19 protein-coding genes are annotated in these 16,863 nt (G+C 71.7%); 12 read left to right on the forward strand and 7 right to left on the reverse strand.

The window, feature by feature from the left end:
* Positions 1–165 precede the first annotated feature (165 nt).
* The gene (locus U8525_RS30100; protein WP_374270146.1) at positions 166–744 is read left to right on the forward strand and encodes a hypothetical protein; all 579 of its coding nucleotides are present in this window, start codon (positions 166–168) and stop codon (positions 742–744) included.
* A 45-nt stretch (positions 745–789) separates the two neighbouring features.
* Here U8525_RS30100 and U8525_RS30105 read toward each other — a convergent pair whose 3' ends face one another.
* From U8525_RS30105 to U8525_RS30125, 5 genes are all read right to left on the reverse strand, one after another.
* Complete coding sequence (locus U8525_RS30105) at positions 790–1,881, reverse strand: SGNH/GDSL hydrolase family protein (protein ID WP_374270147.1); 1,092 nt, start codon at positions 1,879–1,881, stop codon at positions 790–792.
* A gap of 224 nt (positions 1,882–2,105) precedes the next feature.
* Positions 2,106–3,383 carry a HupE/UreJ family protein gene (locus U8525_RS30110; RefSeq protein ID WP_374270148.1) on the reverse strand — a complete coding sequence of 426 codons (1,278 nt, stop codon included), beginning with the start codon at positions 3,381–3,383 and terminating at the stop codon, positions 2,106–2,108.
* Positions 3,380–4,627: a DUF3500 domain-containing protein gene (locus U8525_RS30115; RefSeq protein ID WP_374270149.1), complete on the reverse strand. Its 1,248-nt coding sequence runs from the start codon at positions 4,625–4,627 to the stop codon at positions 3,380–3,382. Before U8525_RS30115 ends, U8525_RS30110 begins: the two co-directional genes overlap by 4 nt.
* Before the next feature lie 189 nt (positions 4,628–4,816).
* A complete protein-coding gene (locus U8525_RS30120) occupies positions 4,817–6,076 on the reverse strand; it encodes a hypothetical protein (RefSeq protein ID WP_374270150.1) in 1,260 nt (419 codons plus the stop codon).
* 51 nt (positions 6,077–6,127) lie between these two features.
* A complete protein-coding gene (locus U8525_RS30125; protein ID WP_374270151.1) occupies positions 6,128–6,955 on the reverse strand; it encodes a dienelactone hydrolase family protein in 828 nt (275 codons plus the stop codon).
* Between the two features lie 74 nt (positions 6,956–7,029).
* Here U8525_RS30125 and U8525_RS30130 point away from each other — a divergent pair, with 74 nt between their 5' ends.
* The 8 genes from U8525_RS30130 (at position 7,030) to U8525_RS30165 (ending at position 12,630) form a co-directional block, all read left to right on the forward strand.
* The gene (locus tag U8525_RS30130) at positions 7,030–8,019 is read left to right on the forward strand and encodes a GlxA family transcriptional regulator (RefSeq protein ID WP_374270152.1); all 990 of its coding nucleotides are present in this window, start codon (positions 7,030–7,032) and stop codon (positions 8,017–8,019) included.
* A gap of 51 nt (positions 8,020–8,070) precedes the next feature.
* On the forward strand, positions 8,071–8,562 hold the full coding sequence (locus U8525_RS30135) for a glutathione S-transferase family protein (RefSeq protein WP_374270185.1): 492 nt from the start codon (positions 8,071–8,073) through the stop codon (positions 8,560–8,562).
* Positions 8,563–8,646: 84 nt separating this feature from the next.
* Entirely contained in the window at positions 8,647–8,997 is a 351-nt protein-coding gene (locus U8525_RS30140) for an ArsR/SmtB family transcription factor (protein ID WP_374270153.1), read from the forward strand.
* Positions 8,994–9,560, forward strand: a complete 567-nt coding sequence (locus U8525_RS30145) for an SRPBCC family protein (protein WP_374270154.1) — start codon at positions 8,994–8,996, stop codon at positions 9,558–9,560. Before U8525_RS30140 ends, U8525_RS30145 begins: the two co-directional genes overlap by 4 nt.
* 11 nt (positions 9,561–9,571) lie before the next feature.
* The gene (locus U8525_RS30150; protein ID WP_374270155.1) at positions 9,572–9,979 is read left to right on the forward strand and encodes a DoxX family protein; all 408 of its coding nucleotides are present in this window, start codon (positions 9,572–9,574) and stop codon (positions 9,977–9,979) included.
* 12 nt (positions 9,980–9,991) lie between these two features.
* Entirely contained in the window at positions 9,992–10,420 is a 429-nt protein-coding gene (locus U8525_RS30155) for a DUF1801 domain-containing protein (RefSeq protein ID WP_374270156.1), read from the forward strand.
* A 267-nt stretch (positions 10,421–10,687) separates the two neighbouring features.
* Positions 10,688–11,605 (forward strand): cupin domain-containing protein, encoded by a 918-nt coding sequence (locus tag U8525_RS30160; protein ID WP_374270157.1) that lies wholly within the window; start codon positions 10,688–10,690, stop codon positions 11,603–11,605.
* A gap of 95 nt (positions 11,606–11,700) precedes the next feature.
* Positions 11,701–12,630 (forward strand): SDR family oxidoreductase, encoded by a 930-nt coding sequence (locus tag U8525_RS30165; RefSeq protein ID WP_374270158.1) that lies wholly within the window; start codon positions 11,701–11,703, stop codon positions 12,628–12,630.
* A 91-nt stretch (positions 12,631–12,721) separates the two neighbouring features.
* Here the strand turns inward: U8525_RS30165 and U8525_RS30170 are convergent, their stop codons facing one another.
* Together U8525_RS30170 and U8525_RS30175 are read right to left on the reverse strand one after the other, a co-directional pair.
* A complete protein-coding gene (locus U8525_RS30170) occupies positions 12,722–13,147 on the reverse strand; it encodes a DUF3592 domain-containing protein (protein ID WP_374270159.1) in 426 nt (141 codons plus the stop codon).
* A 95-nt stretch (positions 13,148–13,242) separates the two neighbouring features.
* Entirely contained in the window at positions 13,243–13,716 is a 474-nt protein-coding gene (locus U8525_RS30175; RefSeq protein WP_374270160.1) for an alcohol dehydrogenase catalytic domain-containing protein, read from the reverse strand.
* 209 nt (positions 13,717–13,925) lie between these two features.
* Here U8525_RS30175 and U8525_RS30180 point away from each other — a divergent pair, with 209 nt between their 5' ends.
* The 3 genes from U8525_RS30180 to U8525_RS30190 are packed head-to-tail and all read left to right on the forward strand — an operon-like array spanning position 13,926 to position 16,842.
* Positions 13,926–14,822, forward strand: a complete 897-nt coding sequence (locus U8525_RS30180; protein ID WP_374270162.1) for a transcriptional regulator — start codon at positions 13,926–13,928, stop codon at positions 14,820–14,822.
* A complete protein-coding gene (locus U8525_RS30185; protein WP_374270163.1) occupies positions 14,819–16,441 on the forward strand; it encodes a protein kinase in 1,623 nt (540 codons plus the stop codon). Before U8525_RS30180 ends, U8525_RS30185 begins: the two co-directional genes overlap by 4 nt.
* Positions 16,438–16,842, forward strand: coding sequence for a hypothetical protein (locus U8525_RS30190; protein WP_374270164.1), 405 nt, complete (start codon positions 16,438–16,440; stop codon positions 16,840–16,842). The genes U8525_RS30185 and U8525_RS30190 overlap by 4 nt, the downstream gene beginning before the upstream one ends.
* Positions 16,843–16,863: the final 21 nt, after the last annotated feature.

Raw genomic sequence — 16,863 nt, forward strand, 5'->3', positions numbered from 1 at the left:
CGGGGGGTGGCGGTCAGGACGGATGCTCCCCGCTGGAGGCGCCGGGTGCGGCCCCAGGGGGGAGCAACATCCAGAAGGGCACTCGGCCCTGCCTCCGGGAGCGGTTTGCTGGCGGATGGGAGGTGTTGATGTTCCGCCATGCAATCCCATGGAGGAAGGAAGCCCATGCGCACCCTGCCGTCGAAGCGGATGTCACTGCTCACCGAGCGTGAAGCCCAGCTCGTCCTGTCCAGCGCTCCACGCAAGCTGGCCGAGCTGTCCCCCCGAGCGCTGCGGGGACGCATCCAGCGCACGCGCCGCCTGATGGAGAAGTACCAGGACGTGGCGCAGCGGCAGCGCAGGGAGGCGCTCCGCAAGGAGGTGCCTTCCCGCTCCCGCCGCGCCGAGGGCAACCACAACACCCTCCGGAAGGTCGAGTCCTTCGCCGCCGCGCTGGAGCGCTTCGAGAAGCGCCTCGCCCTGCTTGAGCGCGGGGCGCAGGTCCGGACCCGCGCCGCGAGCAGCCCGGGCCCCCGGCGGGCGACGCGCAAGCCCGCAACCCGCGTGGCCACGGGGGGACGCAAGCCCGTACGCCGGACGCGCGCCGCCGGGCGCACCGTGAAGGCCCCTGGCGCCAAGCGGTCCGCTTCCCGTCAGAAGCGAGGCGGGGCCCTGAAGCAGGAGCGCTTTCCTTCCCTCAAGCGCCAGGCCAACGCCTCTGCCCGGGGCCGTCGGACCCAGGGACGGCGCGACGCCCGGCGCTGAGTCCCGCGGGGGGCCGGGTGGCCCGGCGCGTGAGGCGGACCTGGCTCAGGGGCGCACGACGTCCCGGATGAACCGGCTCAGCGACTCCGCCATCTTCTGGTGCGTGGCGGCGGAGGGGTGCCAGTCCTCGCCGACGCCGTCGGCGAAGGGGTTCTGCATGGCCATCACGTGGCGGTGGACACGGGCGTCGCCGTGGCGCTGACGCTCGGCCACCAGGTCGGAGATCCAATCGCCGACGTGCACGGACGTCACCACGCCCCGCTGCTCCATCCGCTTGAAGCCATCCGTCATGCTGCCCAGCGTGCACACGATGTGCGCGCGGGGATGCAGCGCGCGGAGCCGCGCGAGGAACGTCCGGTACGCGGACTTGAAGGCCGCCTCGTCCGGCAGGAACGCGGCGGTGCCGCTGCCCGCGAACGTGTCGTTGGTGCCGACGTTGACGACAATCACCTCCGGCGGGTCGGTGGAGAAGTCCCAGGGCACGGGCGGGTCCGGGACCGCGAGCTCGTAGAGGGCGGGAATCAGCCTGGACGTGGTCAGGTCCAGGTTGCGGTACATGCCGTGGCCCGAATAGCAGACGAACGTGGCCTCCGCGCCCAGGGCCTGGGCCGTGAGCCAGCCATAGCCGCGTCTGGGGTTCTGGTGCTTCGCCGTGAAGGTGGGCGCCTTCGAGGAGGATGACTCCGGGACGAAGGAGACGTCGGTGCCGTAGCCGCAGGTGATGGAGTCTCCGACGAACTCCAGCCGGAGCCCGGAGTGCCGCGGGGGCGGCTCCTGGAGCTCCCCCCGCACCTCGAGCGCGAGGAGCGTGCTCGCGCCCACCAGGGACTCGGTGCGCTTGATGAGCTCCACCGTGTGCGGGCCCTGGGGCAGGTCGCTGGCGAGCAGGTACGTGCCTGGACCGGGATGCACCGCGAGCAGCCGGGGAGGCGCTCCGTCCACCACGACGTCGAAGTGGTTGGTGCCCACGTCGCCGCCCTGGCCCGCGTCGTCCAGCCGCATCCGCACGGCGTCCCCCTTGAAGCGCGCGCGCACCGTCACGCCGGGGTGGGAGAAGACGACCCCGGTGTTGGAGCGATACGTCCGGCCCACGTACTGAACCCGCGAGTCCGAGGCTGGAATGCTCACCCACGTCATGGAGGGGCTCTCTGGAGCGGGGGCGGGGGCCCTGCACGTGGCCAGCAGGAGGCCGGTGCAGAGCCAGGCGACCCGGCGTCCTGGTGCGAATGCGCGAAGGGAGTCCGGGAGCCTCATGGGGGAGGGGCGACGCTCCGATGGAGCTGAAGCGCCGTGTGTCGTTCGCGTCCTCATTCACCCTGGCCGAAGCGGGTGCTTCGGAAGACGCGAGCCTATCAGGTCGCTCAGCCGCCCATGAGCGACGGGGCGCTCCGGCGGGACACGGCCACCGCCACGGCCGCGAGCACGACGAGCCCCACCCAGGCGTGCCGCGACGCGGCCTCCGCCCAGGCATCCAGGGGCGTGCTCAGGCCCAGCGCGCGCTCGAGCACCCAGCCGCACGCGGCCACGCCCCCCACCGCCGCGCCGCCGATGCGCAGCGCGGTGAAGCCCTTCCCCCGGCTCCACAGCAGGAGCCAGGGCAGCACGAGCAGCACCACCGCGGCCTGCATGGCCTCGATGCCCAGGTTGAAGCCCAGGATGCTCAGCGCCAGCGCGCCCGAGTCGAAGCCCATGCCCGCGAGCACCGCGGCGAACGCGAGCCCGTGGACGAGCCCGAACAGCGCCGCGACGACGGGCTCCCGGCCCGGGAAGAGCGGGCGCACCGCGTGCACCGCCGACACGAGGATGCTCACCGCGATGAGCACCTCCACGGGCTGGCCCGGCAGGCGGAGCATGCCCACGGCGGCCGCCGCCAGCGTGAGCGAGTGGCCCCCGGTGAAGGCCGTCACCACGAAGAGGACGCGCTTGAGGCTCCGTCCCAGGCCGTCCGGCTCGCGCCAGCGGCCCCCGCGAGCGAGCAGCGGCGCGGGCAGGAGCAGCACGAGCAGGAAGAGCAGGTGGTCCGTCCCTTCCGCGATGTGATGCAGACCCAGGCGGAAGACGGCCTGGAAGCCCGTCCACCACGAGCCGTGCGTCCGGTCGACGCGGAGCGACGGCGCCTGGGCCGTCACCGCGCCCAGCAGCTCCTGGCCCTCGCCGAAGAGGCCGGTGTGGAAGTCGCGCCGCACCGACACCAGCGCGCGGTGGTTCATCACCTCGTGCAGGATGAGCGTGTCCTGGAGCGTGAAGACGCGGGCGGAGGCGCCGGGCGGCGCCCGCAGCGCGACGTGGGCCACGAGGCAGTCCCCGTCGTCCACCCGCTGCACGCCCACCTCGCCGACCTCCAGCTCGAAGGGCCGGCCGTCCGGCGCCGTCGCGCCGAAGTGCTCCCGGAGGTAGGCCGGGAGGGCGTGTGCCCGCTCGCGGACGACGTCCGCCGGCACCGCGCTGAACGACTTCGTCAGCGCGAGCGCGAGCTGGTCCAGGGGCAGCTGGAGCTCCACCTGGACCGCGCGCTCCCCCACGTCGAGCAGCACGGCCGTGTTCTTCACGAGGTGCGCGTGCGCGGACACCCCCGCCAGGAGCACGGCGAGCCCCAATGCCCAACGCAGCGTCCTGCTCCTGGCGGGAGTGGCCCTCATGGGCTCAGCTGGTTCCCGTAGTCCGTCTGCTTGTCTCGGTAGATGGTGTGGTAGTGCGTGGCGTTCTGGATGACGACGCCCTGCTGGCACGCGACCTCAATCCAGACGCGGGGCCCGTCGATGCGCATGTACGTGCCGTTGACGTCCACGTCGACGCCCGCGGACTTCGTGCCGCCCCAGGCCACGTAGGTGTGGGCGTAGGCGTCCGCGGACGTGTACGCCGCGACGAGCGGATCCGCGATGGCGGGCGCGAAGTCCGCCACCCACTGCTGGATGGCCGCCGTCACCAGCGCCTGCTGGCTCTCGGAGAGCGAGGAGACGAGCACGCCCTGCTGGGCGGGGAAGACGACGTTGGCGTAGCTGCCGGTGCCGTACTCCACGGGCCCGAGCACCACGTCCGAGAAGGTCCCCGTCAGGTAGGCGGCGTCGAGCTGCTCGGGCGTCAGGGCCTGGTACACGGCCACCATCGCGTCGCCGTCGTCCCTGAGCGGCGCGTAGGACTCGCCATTCACGGTGAAGGACGACTTGGGCTCGACGCCCAGGTGGTTGGGCGTCGGGTAGCCCGCGCCATTCATGTACGTCACGTTGAAGGCCATGTGGTGGCCACCAATCTGGAGCATCCAGTTGCCCGTCGTGGACGGCGTGCCGATGAACGCGATGATGTAGTTGTCCGACGAGTAGGCGAGCGTGGGGCCCCCGCCCATTCCGCCGTCACCTCCGGGCGGACCGCCCATGCCGCCGTCACCCGGAGGGCCACCCATGCCACCGTCGCCGCCGGGAGGACCGCCCATGCCGCCATCGCCGCCGGGAGGGCCGCCGGTGCTGCCGCCCTGTTCGTCGAGGTAGTCATCCGCCGCGAAGATGCCGGTCATGTCGGCATACCCCTCGGAGGTGAGGACGAGGGAGGCGAGGCCCAGCGCGGCCGCCTTGCTCTCGGCGCTGAGCGTGCCCCAGGTGATGCCGGTGCGGGTGACGCCGGGCAGGTTGCTCCAGTACGTCTTCGCCGCCTCGTCCGTCCAGGCATAGAGGACGGAGGTCCGCTGCGCCTCCGTCAGCGTGGCGAGGAAGGCATTGGACGCGCAGACCACCTGCTCGATGTGCGTCGCTTCGGCGGCGCAGTTCGCGGGGGTGGTGCCACCGTCCCCCGCGCCCGCGTCCACCTGGGCTCCGGCGTCGACCTCGGTCCCCGCGTCCGGCGAGGTTCCAGGGTCGGAATCGTCACCACAGGCGCCGAGCGCCAGCATCGAGCAACTCACACCAAGACACAGCCATCGGACGGCGGGTCGCCGCATTCGCCAACCCCTGAGTCAGGTTTCCAGGCTCAAGGCTTGTAGTAGTGAGTCCTTAAGAGATTCTGAAGGTCCCGGTTTTCCAGGGGCCTGGAAGACATTCAGGGCGCCTGATTGGTTGGTGGTTGGCGGTGTGGTCGGTCGTCAGTGCCAGGTGCCCACGCCGAAGCCCCAGCCGAAGTAGAGGCGGGACACGTCGGCGAAGCCGCTGATGCGCCACGATGTGTCGGGCGACATCAGGCCGAAGACGGACCACTGGAACAGCCGCAGCTCCGCGCTGGCGGTGCCGTGCAGGCGAGGCCCGACGGTGTCGAAGCGGCTGGGCTCCAGGTAGCTGCCCGCGCGCAGCTGGAGCCGGTTCTCGAGGGGCTCCAGCTCGGCGCCGATGCGAGGCGACACCGAGAGGTGCCGCCCCGAGCGCTCCAGCCGCTGAGACAGGAACGAGTCGAAGCCAATGGCATTCGACACGGGGCCGCTGAGGAGCACCGAGCCGGTCAGCAGCAGCTTGGAGCGCGGCAGCGCCTTGAAGCGCTCCGCGCGGTCCGGGCCCCACGGCAGCTGGAGCGGACGCGCGCCGAACTGCCAGGCGATGCCCGCTTCGATCTCCCAGGGGAGCCTGACGGAGGTGGGCAGGTAGAGGCCTGCGACCTTCACGTTGCCCGCGTCATCCGCGGTGGCGGGTCCGCCTGGAGTGAGGCCTCCATGGACCGGCGCCCGCAGGGTCAGCGCGGCGCGCAGCGGCAGGTCCATGGGCGTCCAGAGGGCACCGGCCTCCACGTTGGCGCCGAGCATGCTGGCGAGCTTGTTGTTCGCGTCCTCGGCGGTGTTGATCTCCAGCGAGACGGCGCGCAGGCCCATGCCCACCACCAGCTCTCCATCGAAGAAGCCGCGAGCGAGCTGGAGCTGGAAGCGGGTCATGCCCAGGTTGAGGAGCTGTCCGTTCGCGTCCTGTCCCAGGGCGTAGGTCTGGAGCGACGCGGCGCCGCCCAGCCCCCAGGGCCCCCACTGGATCAGCCCTCCCAACTGGGTGAAGACGAAGTTGTCGTTGGCGAAGCCCACCGCGCCGTTGTTGTCGAAGTCGGAGTCGCGCAGCGAGCTGGGAAAGGTGAAGGCCACCGACACGTCGTAGTCGACGTGCTTGGACGAATAGAGCGAGCGCACGGCCGGAGCGGCCGTGTTGACGGTGATGCCCTCGACGCCCTCGGCGATGGGGGCATAGGCGCCAGCCAGGCCCGACACCCGCACCGGCGCCAGCACCGGGCCCTGGTACACGTCGATGGCGTAGTTCGAGCTGGTCAGCGGCGGGTTGTCCGCGAGCGCGGCCCGGCTGGCGAGCAGCGCGGCCAGGGCCGCGAGCCGCGCGAAGGGCGGGGCGCGATGGACGAGTCGGGACCAGGACGGCATGGGGCGGCCCGCAATGTACCGCGACCCAGGCCGCGCCGAGGCCTCCCGCGCTCAACCTGGACGAAGCCTCCGGACGAAGAAGGCCAGGATCTCGTCGCGCGCCGCGAGGGTGGGTTCTCCGGCCGCGTCGATCAGGTGCGCCGTCACGACGCTGTGCGCCCCGCCCACCACCCGTTCGAAGAAGGCCGGCGGCCTGGGGTTCGCGGCTGAATCAGGCAGCACCTTGGGGACGAAGCGCGGTCCCAGCGCGGCGGCGTAGGCCGCGAAGCGCTGCGCCGTGCAGTAGCGGTCCCCTTGGAAGCGGTAGGCGAGCACCGTCAGGTCTTCACGCTCGAGCCGCTCCTTGACGGTCGCGGCCTCCTCGGGGGCGATCTGGAGCGCGCCCGGGTCCTCGAGTGGCAGCGAGGGCTGGCACAGGACCGGCGCCAGCACGGAGGGTTCGAGCATCATGCTGAGCGCGAAGTTGCCGGTGAAGCACATGCCGATGGCGCCGACGCCGGGACCTCCACATTCCTCGTGCGCGAGCCGCGCGAGCGCACGCAGCCACTGCGTCACGGGGCTGGATTCGTTTGCCGCGAACGCGCGGAACTCCGCGCTCACGCAGGCGCGCTTCATCACGGCGAGCCCCGCCTCCGCGTGAGGGTAGGCCCCGTCCCTGCCGAACAACGACGGCATGTACACCGTGAAGCCGGCGTCGCGGACCCATCGCGCGAAGCGCGCGACGTGGGGGCTGATGCCGGGCATCTCGGCCATGACGATGACCGCGGGGCCGCGACCGGCGACGTAGACCGTCCGCGTGGCGGAATCGAGGGTGATGGACCGTCGCTCGAAGTCGTCGAGCGGATCGTCGGCGGTGGGGGCGGGCTCGGAAGTTCGCATGCCCGGACGATGCGGAAGATCCACCGTCCCCGGCCAGTGGCGGAATCGACAAGCTTCGGTCTATTCTTGCCAGCATGATCACGCACGTCGTCCTGGATGGCGTGGCCGAAGGCCCGCTGGGCGTTGGCCTCGATGGGGTCGCCGCGGCGGCGCGACTCGCGGAGGCGGGCCTCGCCCCGCTCCCGCGACGAGCGGCGCCGCTGCGTCAGCGCGTGGTGTCGCTCGACGGGCACCCCGTCCGCTCGGGGACGGGGCGCTCCGTCTCCGTGGACGGCGCGCTCAGCCTTCGGAGCGTGAAGGCGGGGGACGTGCTGCTGGTGCCCGGGCTCTCCGCGGTCAGCGAGCGCGCCATCGACCGCCTGCTCTCCCGCGCTGACACCGCGCGCGTCCTCGACTTCCTCGCGCGAGCGTCGGCAAGAGGGGCGGTGGTCGCGGCCTCGTGCTCGGCGACCTTCGTCGTCGCCGCGTCGGGGCTCCTCGCGGGGCGGAGCGCGACGACGACCTGGTGGCTCGTGCCCGCGTTCGCGCGCCGGTTCCCCCAGGTCACCGTCCGCTCGGACCGGATGGTCGTCGAGAGCGGAGGGATCCTCACCGCGGGCTCGGCCTTCGCGCACGCGGACTTGATGTTGGCCATCCTCGCGCGCGTCGCGAGCCCGTCGCTCGCGCACCTGGTGGCGCGCTACCTCGTGCTCGACGAGCGCGTATCGCAGTCAAGGTACATGGTGATGGAGCATCTGCGCGTCTCGGACCCGGCGCTGAGCGCGGTCGAGCGATTCGTCGCCGCGAACCTCGGCCGGCAGGTGACGCTGGATGAGCTCGCCCGCGCTGCCGCCACTTCCACGCGGACGCTCGCCAGGCGCGTCCAGGCGGGCCTGGGGATGACGCCGCTCGAATTCGTCCAGCGGGTCCGAGTGGCTCACGCCTCCCACCTCCTGGAGACGACGCACGAGTCGGTCGAGGCGATCTCCGCCCGGGTGGGCTACGCCGACGCGGCCGCGTTTCGCCGCGTGTACCGGCGGTTCGCTGGCGAGACCCCACGGGGGAGGGCCGCTCGGAAGCGCTGAGCCCGTCCGCGCGGTGCCGGGCGTCGTCTCCATGAGCTGGTCAGGCTCGACCTGCGCCGACAGGAGAACACCACCCCGGAGTCCCTGGCGGTGCATCCGCTGGGCGAAGTCCCCGCGCTGGTGGATGGGGAGGTCACGCTGCTGGACTCCCTCTCCAGCTGTCTGCACCTGGCGGACCGATTCCCGGAGAGGCACCTGGCGCCGCCGGTGGGCTCCCCGGAGCGCGGGCCCTATTACGGATGGATGACCTTCGCGGAGCTGCACCTGGATCCCGCGGTGCTGGCGTTCTACGAGCGCACGCACCCGGATGAGGACGCCGCGAAGCACAAGGCCCGACTCGCGGCCGTGCTCGACGTCATCGACAGGGGGCTCGGCGACCGCGAGTTCCTCGTGGGCGGGGGGTTCAGCGCCGCCGACATCCTGATGGCCTCCATCCTCCACCTGGCCCACACGCTGAAGCTGCTCGACGGGCACCCGCGGCTGCTGGAGTACGTCCGGCGCCTCACGCAACGCCCCGCGGTGCGCAGGGCCGTGGCGGGCTGAGCGGGAGGGCACGGGCCGCACGCCCGCTCCCCAGGTGTGTCGTATGAATTGACAGGCATATGAACAAATGGGTATATAGTGCCCATGGATTCAACGTTCGCGATCATCGCGGAGCCGAACCGCCGGGCCATCCTCAGCCTGCTGGCGTCGTCGGAGCACTCCGTCGGCGAAATCGAGCACCGGCTGCGGATGCCCCAGACGTCGGTGTCCAAGCACCTGCGCGTGCTGCGCGACGCCGGCTTCGTGGAGTCGCGCGTCGATGCCCAGCGGCGCGTCTACCGCATCCGGCCGGAGCCGCTCATGGCGGTCGATGAGTGGCTCGCGCCATTCCGGCGCTTCTGGACGACCCATGTGGACGCGCTCGAACGCCATCTCGACCGGATGGACTCCCCACCCGAACCGAAGCCCGAACCCAAGAAGGGAAGGAACCGATGAGCCACCGTCAGCGATACGTCCCCGGCCCCGCCGCCGGAGCCCGGGTGCAGAAGGAAGGTGACCGGTGGACGCTCGTCCTCGTGCGGGACCTGCGTCATCCGCCGGCGAAGGTGTGGCAGGCGCTGACCGACCCCGCGCACCTGTCCGAGTGGGCGCCGTTCGACGCCGACCGCAGCCTGGCCGCGGTGGGGCCGGTGAAGCTCTCCACGGTCGGCGCGCCGACGCCGATGGTCACCGAGACCACCGTGAAGCGGGCGGAAGCGCCGAAGCTGCTCGAGTACAGCTGGGGGCAGCAGGAGCTCCGCTGGGAGCTGGAGCCGCTGGGCGCTACCGGCACCCGCCTCACGCTCTGGCACAACATCGACCGCGGCTTCATCGCGTGGGGCGCCGCGGGCTGGCACATCTGCTTCGACGTGCTCGACCAGCTCCTCTCGGGAGACCCGATGGGCCGCATCGTGGGGGGCGACGCGATGAAGTACGACTGGCAGCGGCTGAACGCCGAGTATGCGGAGCAGTTCGGGGTCCAGAGCCCCGCCTGGAAGGGCAGCAACTCGAAGGAGTGAAGGAGCACCTCATGGAATCGACCTTGCCGAAGCCGACGCTCGTTGCTCCCAGGAACCTCCCCAAGGCCCTGACCTTCGCCTACTGGGGCGCCACCGTGCTCCTCTGCCTCCAGATGGGCTTCACCGCCTATGCGCAGCTGAACCTGCCGCAGGTGGCGGAGGCGTTCACCCACATGGGCTTCCCGTCCTACTTCCGCGTGGAGCTGTCGTGGGCCAAGTTCATCGGCGTGGCGGTGCTGCTCGCGCCCGTGCCGGCGCGGCTCAAGGAGTGGGCCTACGCGGGCTTCGCCATCAACCTCGTCTCGGCGCTCATCGCCCACTTCGCCGTGGGGGATGGTCCGGAGGCGTGGGGCTTCGCGGCGGGCACGGGCGTGCTCTGGGGGCTCTCGTATTTCTCCTGGCGCCGCCTGACCGCCTGATTGGAGGGGACCGTGAAGAAGACCGTGGCGACGGAGTCCGCGTCCAGATTGATCGACCAGCGGATCCAGGATCTGGGGGACTGGCGCGGGAAGGTGCTCGCGAAGGTGCGCGCGCTCATCCACGCGGCGGACCCGGAGGTCGTCGAGGAGTGGAAGTGGATGGGGACCCCTGTCTGGTCCCACGACGGCATCATCTGCACGGGTGAGTCGTACAAGAGCGCCGTCAAGCTGACGTTCCTGAAGGGCGCCGCGCTGGAGGACCCCGCTGGTCTCTTCAACTCCAGCCTCGACGGAAACGCCCGGCGCGCCATCGACATCCACGAAGGCGATAAGATCAACGAAGCGGCCTTGAAGGCGCTCATCCGCGCCGCGGTGGTGCTCAACCTGGAGAGCAAGAGCCAGCCGAAGGCCTCGCGCGCGAAGCGCAAGCGGGCGGACTAGCTTCATCGTGGGGCCCGGCCACGGTGTCTTCCGGCGGGGCCCCACGATGATGTCTCAAGCGACCTGCTTCACGCCGCGCCTCGCACAAGCACGGCAGCCGGGCAGCCGCTGGCGGGCGCGGCTCGCCGATGGCTTCGAGGGCCGCGGCGCCTTACGCTGGGGAGATGTTGACCACCGACGAGCCGCCGGTTCCGGTCCCTGGCCCGGGGCGCGCGCATCGAGCGCGGTCGCGGGTGCTCCTCCATCGATTCGCCTCCAGGTCGAACGATGGCGACTGACCCGCTGTCGGACATCCTCCGGCTCACCGAGGCCCGAACAGTCATGGCCGGTGGCATTGCCGCGAGCGGCCCGTGGGCGCTCCGGTTTCCGCCGCCGGGCGAGATCAAGTTCTCCGTGCTCGCCAGGGGCTCCTGCGAGATGCGGCTCGAAGGCCAGAAGCGGGTGCTTCGCGGAGAGCCGGGCGATGTCCTCCTGCTGCCGGGCCGCCAGGGCTTCGTGGTGGGCAGCAGCCTGAAGGTGCCCCCGAGGGATGCGCTCCCGTTCTTCGCGCGGAAGCAGGGCCCGCTCTCCATCATTGGAGAGGGGACGGAGTGCCTGATTCTCGCGGGTGGGGTCGTGCTTCATCCGGCCTCCGCCGACCTGCTGCGCGACGCGCTCCCACCGGTCATTCACGTGAAGGGGAGCGCTCCGCAGGCGGCGATCGTGCGGTGGATCGTGGAGCAGCTCCTGGAGGAGCGGGCTCGGACCACTCCGGGGACGGAGATCGCGGCGTCCGCGCTGGCCCAGCTCCTGTTCGTTCAGGTGCTGCGAGCCCACCTGGCGACGGCCCCGAGCCTGCCGGCGGGTTGGCTGCGAGCCGTGCATGACGAGCGCCTCGCCGCGGCGCTTCGGCGCATGCATGACGCCCCTTCGCGTGACTGGAAGCTCCAGGAGCTGGCGAAGGCCGCGGCGATGTCGCGCACCACCTTCGCGACCCACTTCAAGAGGGCCGCGGGCATGGCGCCGCTCCAGTACCTCGCCCGATGGCGCATGCGCCTCGCGCAGCGGCAGCTGCGGGACGAAGACGCCGCGGTGTCCGAGATCGCCGCCTCCCTCGGCTATTCGTCGGAGAGTGCCTTCAGCCAGGCGTTCAAGCGCGTGACCGGCGTGCGCCCTCGCGACTACCGCGAAGAAGCGCGGCGCTGACCGCCGGCTCCGAACGCGCGCGACAGGAATCGGCACGCTGGAGCATTCTCCGTTCGCCGCCCGGGGCCTACACATGACGCATGGGAGAAGAGCGCATGCGCAAGGTCCTTGTTCTTGGTGGTACCGGGCTGGTCGGCCGCCGCCTCACGGAGACGCTGCTCCGCGGGGGCTTCGCGGTCCGTTGCTCCGTCCGGAATCCCGAGCGCGCACGGCAGGTGCTGCCCGCGGCGTGCGAGATCGTGCAGGGGGACATCGGCGACCTTCGCTCGATGCAGGCGGCCACGCGTTCCGTCGAGGCCGTCTACAACACCGTCCACACATTGTCGGCGCAGAAGAGCGGCTCACCCAACGGCAGCTTCGTCGACGCGGAGCTTGCAGGCCTGGAGCACATCGTGGCCGCATGCCGTGAGAACGGCGTCCGTCGCATGGTCTACCTCACGTTCCTGGGCATCGCGCCGGACGGCCCGACCGAGTGGGCACGGGGGCGCTGGAAGGCGGAGCAGCTGCTGCTCCACAGCGGGCTCGATGCGACGGTGCTCCGTCCCGCGCAGATTGTCGGGAAGGGCGGCTTTGGCTTCGACTCGATGATGGCGCAGGCGCGCCGACGGGTGACGCCGGTGCTGGGCAGTGGGAAGGGCCGACATCGGAACATCGCCCTCGACGACCTCGTGCACTACATGGTGCGGGTGCTCGACGAGCCACGGGCCTTCGGGAAGGCGTTCGACGTCGGGTGCGATGACGTGCTCACCACGGACGAGATGATTGATACCGCCGCGCGCGTGTTGGGGAAGGCGCCGCCGCGAAAGGTCCACGTGCCATTGGGGCTGCTGCGGCGGGTCGCGCCGCTGATCGAGCGGGCCGCGAAGCTCCCCAGGGGCGCCTTCCGCGACCTGGCGGTGGGAATGGACCTCGACATGGTTGGAGATCCACGGCCCCTTCGTGAGATCATCCCCCATGAGCCCCTGCGCTACGCGCAGGCCATCGAGAGGGCGTTGCAGGGAGATGAGTCCAGGCCCCCTCGCTGAGCCCCAACCTCCACTGGCTGCTCCGGGGGACGCCTGCCCGCCCGGACCTGCATCGGCGTCGCCCCGACGCTGTGGGCCCGACCCGCTCGGCCTACCCCGACTGGGTGGCGTAGGCATGCAGCACGGTGAGGCTGCCGAGGAGCGCGAAGCACACGAGCATGCCCGCCAGCAGGAGGAAGAGCCTCTGGTTCATGCCCATGCCCACGGCCGTGTGTTGTTCTGGCGCTTCCGCCAGATAGAGGACTTCGACAGGGGAGCCGGGGGCGCGCGCCGAGGCCAACGAGGACGCCTCGTCGAACTTGCCGCGGACCTCCGGGCCCTCCGGGGGCTGGAAGGCGTAATGGACGGTGCTCGGTTTGCCGGGGGACTCCCTGACGCTGATCACCTTGCCCTGCGCGCGCAGCCCTTCCTGCTCCAGCCGCACGGCCAGGCGGCGGGATTTGGCGAGGACGGCCAGGAAGAGGGCGGGGCCTCCCAGGAAGGCCGCCAGGAGGCAGAGAAGGAGGGGGAGGCTCATGGTGTCCCGGAAGGGTGGGGTCGCGGCTGGAGACGGTGAGAGTCTACCTCACGCGAGAAGGACTCCGCGTGCCAGCCGCGACGCGACGGCCGGGCCTATGGCTGTGTGACGTGCACGAGGCTCGTCATCGCGTCCACGTACAGGGTCGTGTCGTCGGCATACAGCGGCAGCAGCGGCGTGACCGAGACCTGGTTCAGCTTCGTCTTGCGGAGCAGCTGCGTGGCAGGGTCCTTGAACACGGCGTAGGGGACGTCCTGGATGACGTAGGGCTCGCCATCCACGTGGCCGATGATCATCAGCACGTGGCCCGGGACGACGACGAGGTCGCCCGCCTTCACGCGCGAGACCTGCTCGCCCACGCGGGCGACGCGGCCGACGATCTCGTGACCGGGCACGATGGGATACTTCGAGCGCCCGAACTCGTTGCGCACCTGGACGACGTCCGAGTGGCAGAGGCCGCAGAACAGGATGTCGATGGCGACGTCCCGGGGGCCGGGCTCACGCCGGTCGAGGGTGAAGGGGGCGAGCGGCTTGTCGGCGGCGGTGGCGGCGTAGGCGGCGGTCTTCATGGGCGGGTCCTTGCGCGTTCGAAGCAACTGACACCGCACCATGCGCCGGCGGGGAGCCCGCTCGCGCGCCCGTTCCGGGCAAGGTCTTGCCTGATCCGCTCACGGGGCGCTCGCCGCGGCCGCGCCCCGGTCTCCCCGAGAGCGAGGGGCATCGGGTGCGCCTGGGGCTTCGTGGTAGTTTCAGGCGCCTGATGTCAGGAGTGCGCGGCATGCATGGGACCGGCCCCGAGTCCTTCGAGTGGGTGTTGCAGGCTGCTGGCGAGCCGACCTCCGCCCGCCTGCGTGAGACCCCAGGAGCCCGGGAGGCCGTGGAGCGCGCCTTCTCCCAGGCCGCGGCCCTCCACGACGCCGCGCCCGCGCCACGGGACTTCGCGCGCCACCTGGGCGCCCTGCTGGCGCGCGCGGCGGATCCGCTGCCCGCGCTGGAGCGCTTGCATGGCCGGGACGTCGCGCTCGCGCTCGCCTGCGCGAGGGGGCTGCCGGCGGCCCGGACCCTCCTGGAGCAGGAGGTCCTCCTCAAGCTGCGAGCGCCCCTGTCACGGCTCCATCCCTCGCCGGTGTTCGTGGACGAGGTGCTCCAGACGCTCCGGGCCAACCTCCTGATGCCGCGCGAGGAGGCCCCCTCCCGGCTCCTCGGCTACGCGGGCACGGGCCCGCTGCTGCACTGGGTGGGCATCTCCGCGACGCGGCTCGCGCTGCGGCTGCGCAAGACGCTGGGCGACGCGTCGCAGGTCGAGGCCGAGGTGCTCGCCGCGCACCCCGCGCCGGGGGGATTGGAGCTGGGCTTCGTCCGGGAGGAGTCGCGGGGCCATGTGCGCGCGGCCTTCATCCAGGCGGTGGCCTCGCTGGACGACGAGGACCGGGAGCTCTTGCGCCTGCACTTCGTCGACGGCCTCTCCCTGGAGCGGATGGGCGCCCTGTTCGGCCTGCACAAGTCCACCCTGTCGCGCCGGCTCTCCGCGGTGCAGGCGCTGCTGGAGAAGCGGACGCGGCGCGCGCTCGCCGAGCGCCTGTCGCTGCCCGAGCCGGAGGTGGACAGCCTGATGCGCGCCATCCATGGGCGGCTGGACCTGAGCCTCTCCGGCCTGCTGGCGGCGCGCGAGTGAGCTGCCCGGACGAGAACACGCTCCTGGGCTACGCGAGCGGGGCGCTGGACCCCGAGGGCACCACGACCGTGCGCCAGCACGTCACGGGCTGCCCGGAGTGCCGGGGCGTGCTCGCCGCGCTGGGCGGGCTGGAGGCGCCGCCTCCGCGGGGGGACCCGGGACGGCTCGTCCCCGGCGCGCGCGTGGGGCGCTACGTGGTGCTGGGGCTGCTGGGCGAGGGAGGCATGGGGCGCGTCCATGCCGCGCATGACCCGGAGCTGGACCGCAAGGTGGCGCTCAAGCTGCTGAACCTCGCGAGGCTGGGGGAGGACTCCCTGGCCCAGGCGCGTCAGCGGCTGGAGCGCGAGGCGCGCACGATGGCCCGGCTGTCACACCCCCACGTCGCCCGGCTGCACGACGTGGGGGAGTATCAGGGACAGCTCTTCCTGGTGATGGAGCTCGTGGAGGGCGGCACGCTCCGGCGGTGGCTGGCGGAGAAGCCGCGCCCGCGGCGGGAGATCGTCGCGCGCTTCATCCAGGCGGCGGAGGGGCTCGCGGCCACCCACGCGTTGGGCATCACCCACCGCGACTTCAAGCCGGACAACGTCCTGCTGACGCGCGACGGCCAGGTGCGCATCACGGACTTCGGCCTGGCCAACGCCGCGGCGGGATGGACGCCTCCCCGCGAGCCCGCGGACTCCGTCTCCGGGGACGCGTCGCTCACCACCACCGGTGTGTTCCTGGGGACGCTCGCCTATGCCGCGCCGGAGCAGCTTCGCGGAGAGCGGGGAGATGCCCGCTCGGATCAGTTCGCCTTCTGCGTCGCGCTCCATGAGGCGCTCCACGGACAGCGGCCGTTCGCGGGCGCCACGCGCGAGGAGCTCCTGGCGTCCATGCTGCGCCAGGAGGTGCGCGCAGAGAAGCGCGACGTGCCCTCGTGGCTCAAGGCCGTGGTCCGGCGCGGGCTCTCCGTGGAGCCGTCGCGGCGCTTCGAGTCCATGCGGGCGCTGCGGGCGCACCTCTCGCGGGAGGAGGGGGCGTGGAAGCGCGTCGCCGCCACGGCGGTGCTCGCGGGCGGTCTGGTGGGCCTGGGGTTCCTCGCGCTGGGGCCCTCCGCGGCGACGCCCCGCGAGACCTGCCAGGGCAGTGAGCGGCACCTCGCGGGCATCTGGGACGCCTCCGTGCGCGAGTCCACGCACCAGGCCTTCCTGCGGACCGGGGACCCCGTGGCCGAGGCCTCGTTCCAGGCCGTGGCCTCCACGCTGGACCGGTGGAGCCGGGACTGGACGCACGCGCACCAGTCCGCGTGCGAGGCGACGCGCGTCTTCGGCGAGCAGCCGGAGGCGGTGATGGGGCTGCGGATGACGTGCCTGGACCAGCAGTTGGGCGAGCTGTCGCGGCTGACGGTGGCGCTCCAGGGCGCGGACGCGCGGACGGTGGAGCGGGGCTTCGGGCTGGGGAAGGCGCTCGGGGGCGTGGCCCGGTGCGCGGACGTGCGCACGCTGCAGGAGGCCGTGTCGCCTCCGGAGGACCCTGGGGTCCGCGCGGAGGTGGACGCGGTGCGCTCGGAGCTCGCGCGGGCGAACGCGGAGCTGCTCGCGGGCCATACGCCGGAGGGCCTGCGTATCCGCCCTCGATGACGGGCGGCGCGCTGGGTGACGGCCTGTACCGCATGGAGTTCGGCCAGGACGACGCGCAGGCCATGCTCATCCAGGGCAAGTCCGTCCTCTGGGTGCGTGAGCCCTGGGTCAACCGGCTGGGGACCTGGAAGGTGGAATCCGGGCGCCTGGTCATCTCGCTGGAGCGCCGCTGCACCCCCACCCAGGACGAGGCCGACACCGAGACCCTGCACCTGGCCTTCGGCTTCAAGGGAAACGTCCTCTACACGCAGGAGCTGGATTTCGAGGACATGCCCGTCCTGGCCTGGCGCAAGGTGGAGTCGCTGTGCGAGGAGAACGACTCGTTCACCTGCCGGGTAACCCCGTGTGCCTGTGAATTCGTGACGAACAAGCCGCTGAGCGGGCAGTCCCGCTGCCGCTGAGGGGGCGCGGAGCGGGGGCGC

This window comes from Corallococcus sp. RDP092CA, assembly GCF_041903675.1.
GTDB lineage: Bacteria > Myxococcota > Myxococcia > Myxococcales > Myxococcaceae > Corallococcus.

Coding starts and splice junctions, on each gene's coding strand:
- U8525_RS30150 (WP_374270155.1), top strand. CDS start 9,572: ATGGAATCGACCTTGCCGAAGCCGACGCTCGTTGCTCCCAGGAACCTC.
- U8525_RS30125 (WP_374270151.1), bottom strand. CDS start 6,955: ATGCGAACTTCCGAGCCCGCCCCCACCGCCGACGATCCGCTCGACGAC.
- U8525_RS30160 (WP_374270157.1), top strand. CDS start 10,688: ATGGCGACTGACCCGCTGTCGGACATCCTCCGGCTCACCGAGGCCCGA.
- U8525_RS30100 (WP_374270146.1), top strand. CDS start 166: ATGCGCACCCTGCCGTCGAAGCGGATGTCACTGCTCACCGAGCGTGAA.
- U8525_RS30170 (WP_374270159.1), bottom strand. CDS start 13,147: ATGAGCCTCCCCCTCCTTCTCTGCCTCCTGGCGGCCTTCCTGGGAGGC.
- U8525_RS30130 (WP_374270152.1), top strand. CDS start 7,030: ATGATCACGCACGTCGTCCTGGATGGCGTGGCCGAAGGCCCGCTGGGC.
- U8525_RS30190 (WP_374270164.1), top strand. CDS start 16,438: ATGACGGGCGGCGCGCTGGGTGACGGCCTGTACCGCATGGAGTTCGGC.
- U8525_RS30165 (WP_374270158.1), top strand. CDS start 11,701: ATGCGCAAGGTCCTTGTTCTTGGTGGTACCGGGCTGGTCGGCCGCCGC.
- U8525_RS30180 (WP_374270162.1), top strand. CDS start 13,926: ATGCATGGGACCGGCCCCGAGTCCTTCGAGTGGGTGTTGCAGGCTGCT.
- U8525_RS30120 (WP_374270150.1), bottom strand. CDS start 6,076: ATGCCGTCCTGGTCCCGACTCGTCCATCGCGCCCCGCCCTTCGCGCGG.
- U8525_RS30115 (WP_374270149.1), bottom strand. CDS start 4,627: ATGCTGGCGCTCGGCGCCTGTGGTGACGATTCCGACCCTGGAACCTCG.
- U8525_RS30175 (WP_374270160.1), bottom strand. CDS start 13,716: ATGAAGACCGCCGCCTACGCCGCCACCGCCGCCGACAAGCCGCTCGCC.
- U8525_RS30105 (WP_374270147.1), bottom strand. CDS start 1,881: ATGACGTGGGTGAGCATTCCAGCCTCGGACTCGCGGGTTCAGTACGTG.
- U8525_RS30145 (WP_374270154.1), top strand. CDS start 8,994: ATGAGCCACCGTCAGCGATACGTCCCCGGCCCCGCCGCCGGAGCCCGG.
- U8525_RS30140 (WP_374270153.1), top strand. CDS start 8,647: ATGGATTCAACGTTCGCGATCATCGCGGAGCCGAACCGCCGGGCCATC.
- U8525_RS30110 (WP_374270148.1), bottom strand. CDS start 3,383: ATGAGGGCCACTCCCGCCAGGAGCAGGACGCTGCGTTGGGCATTGGGG.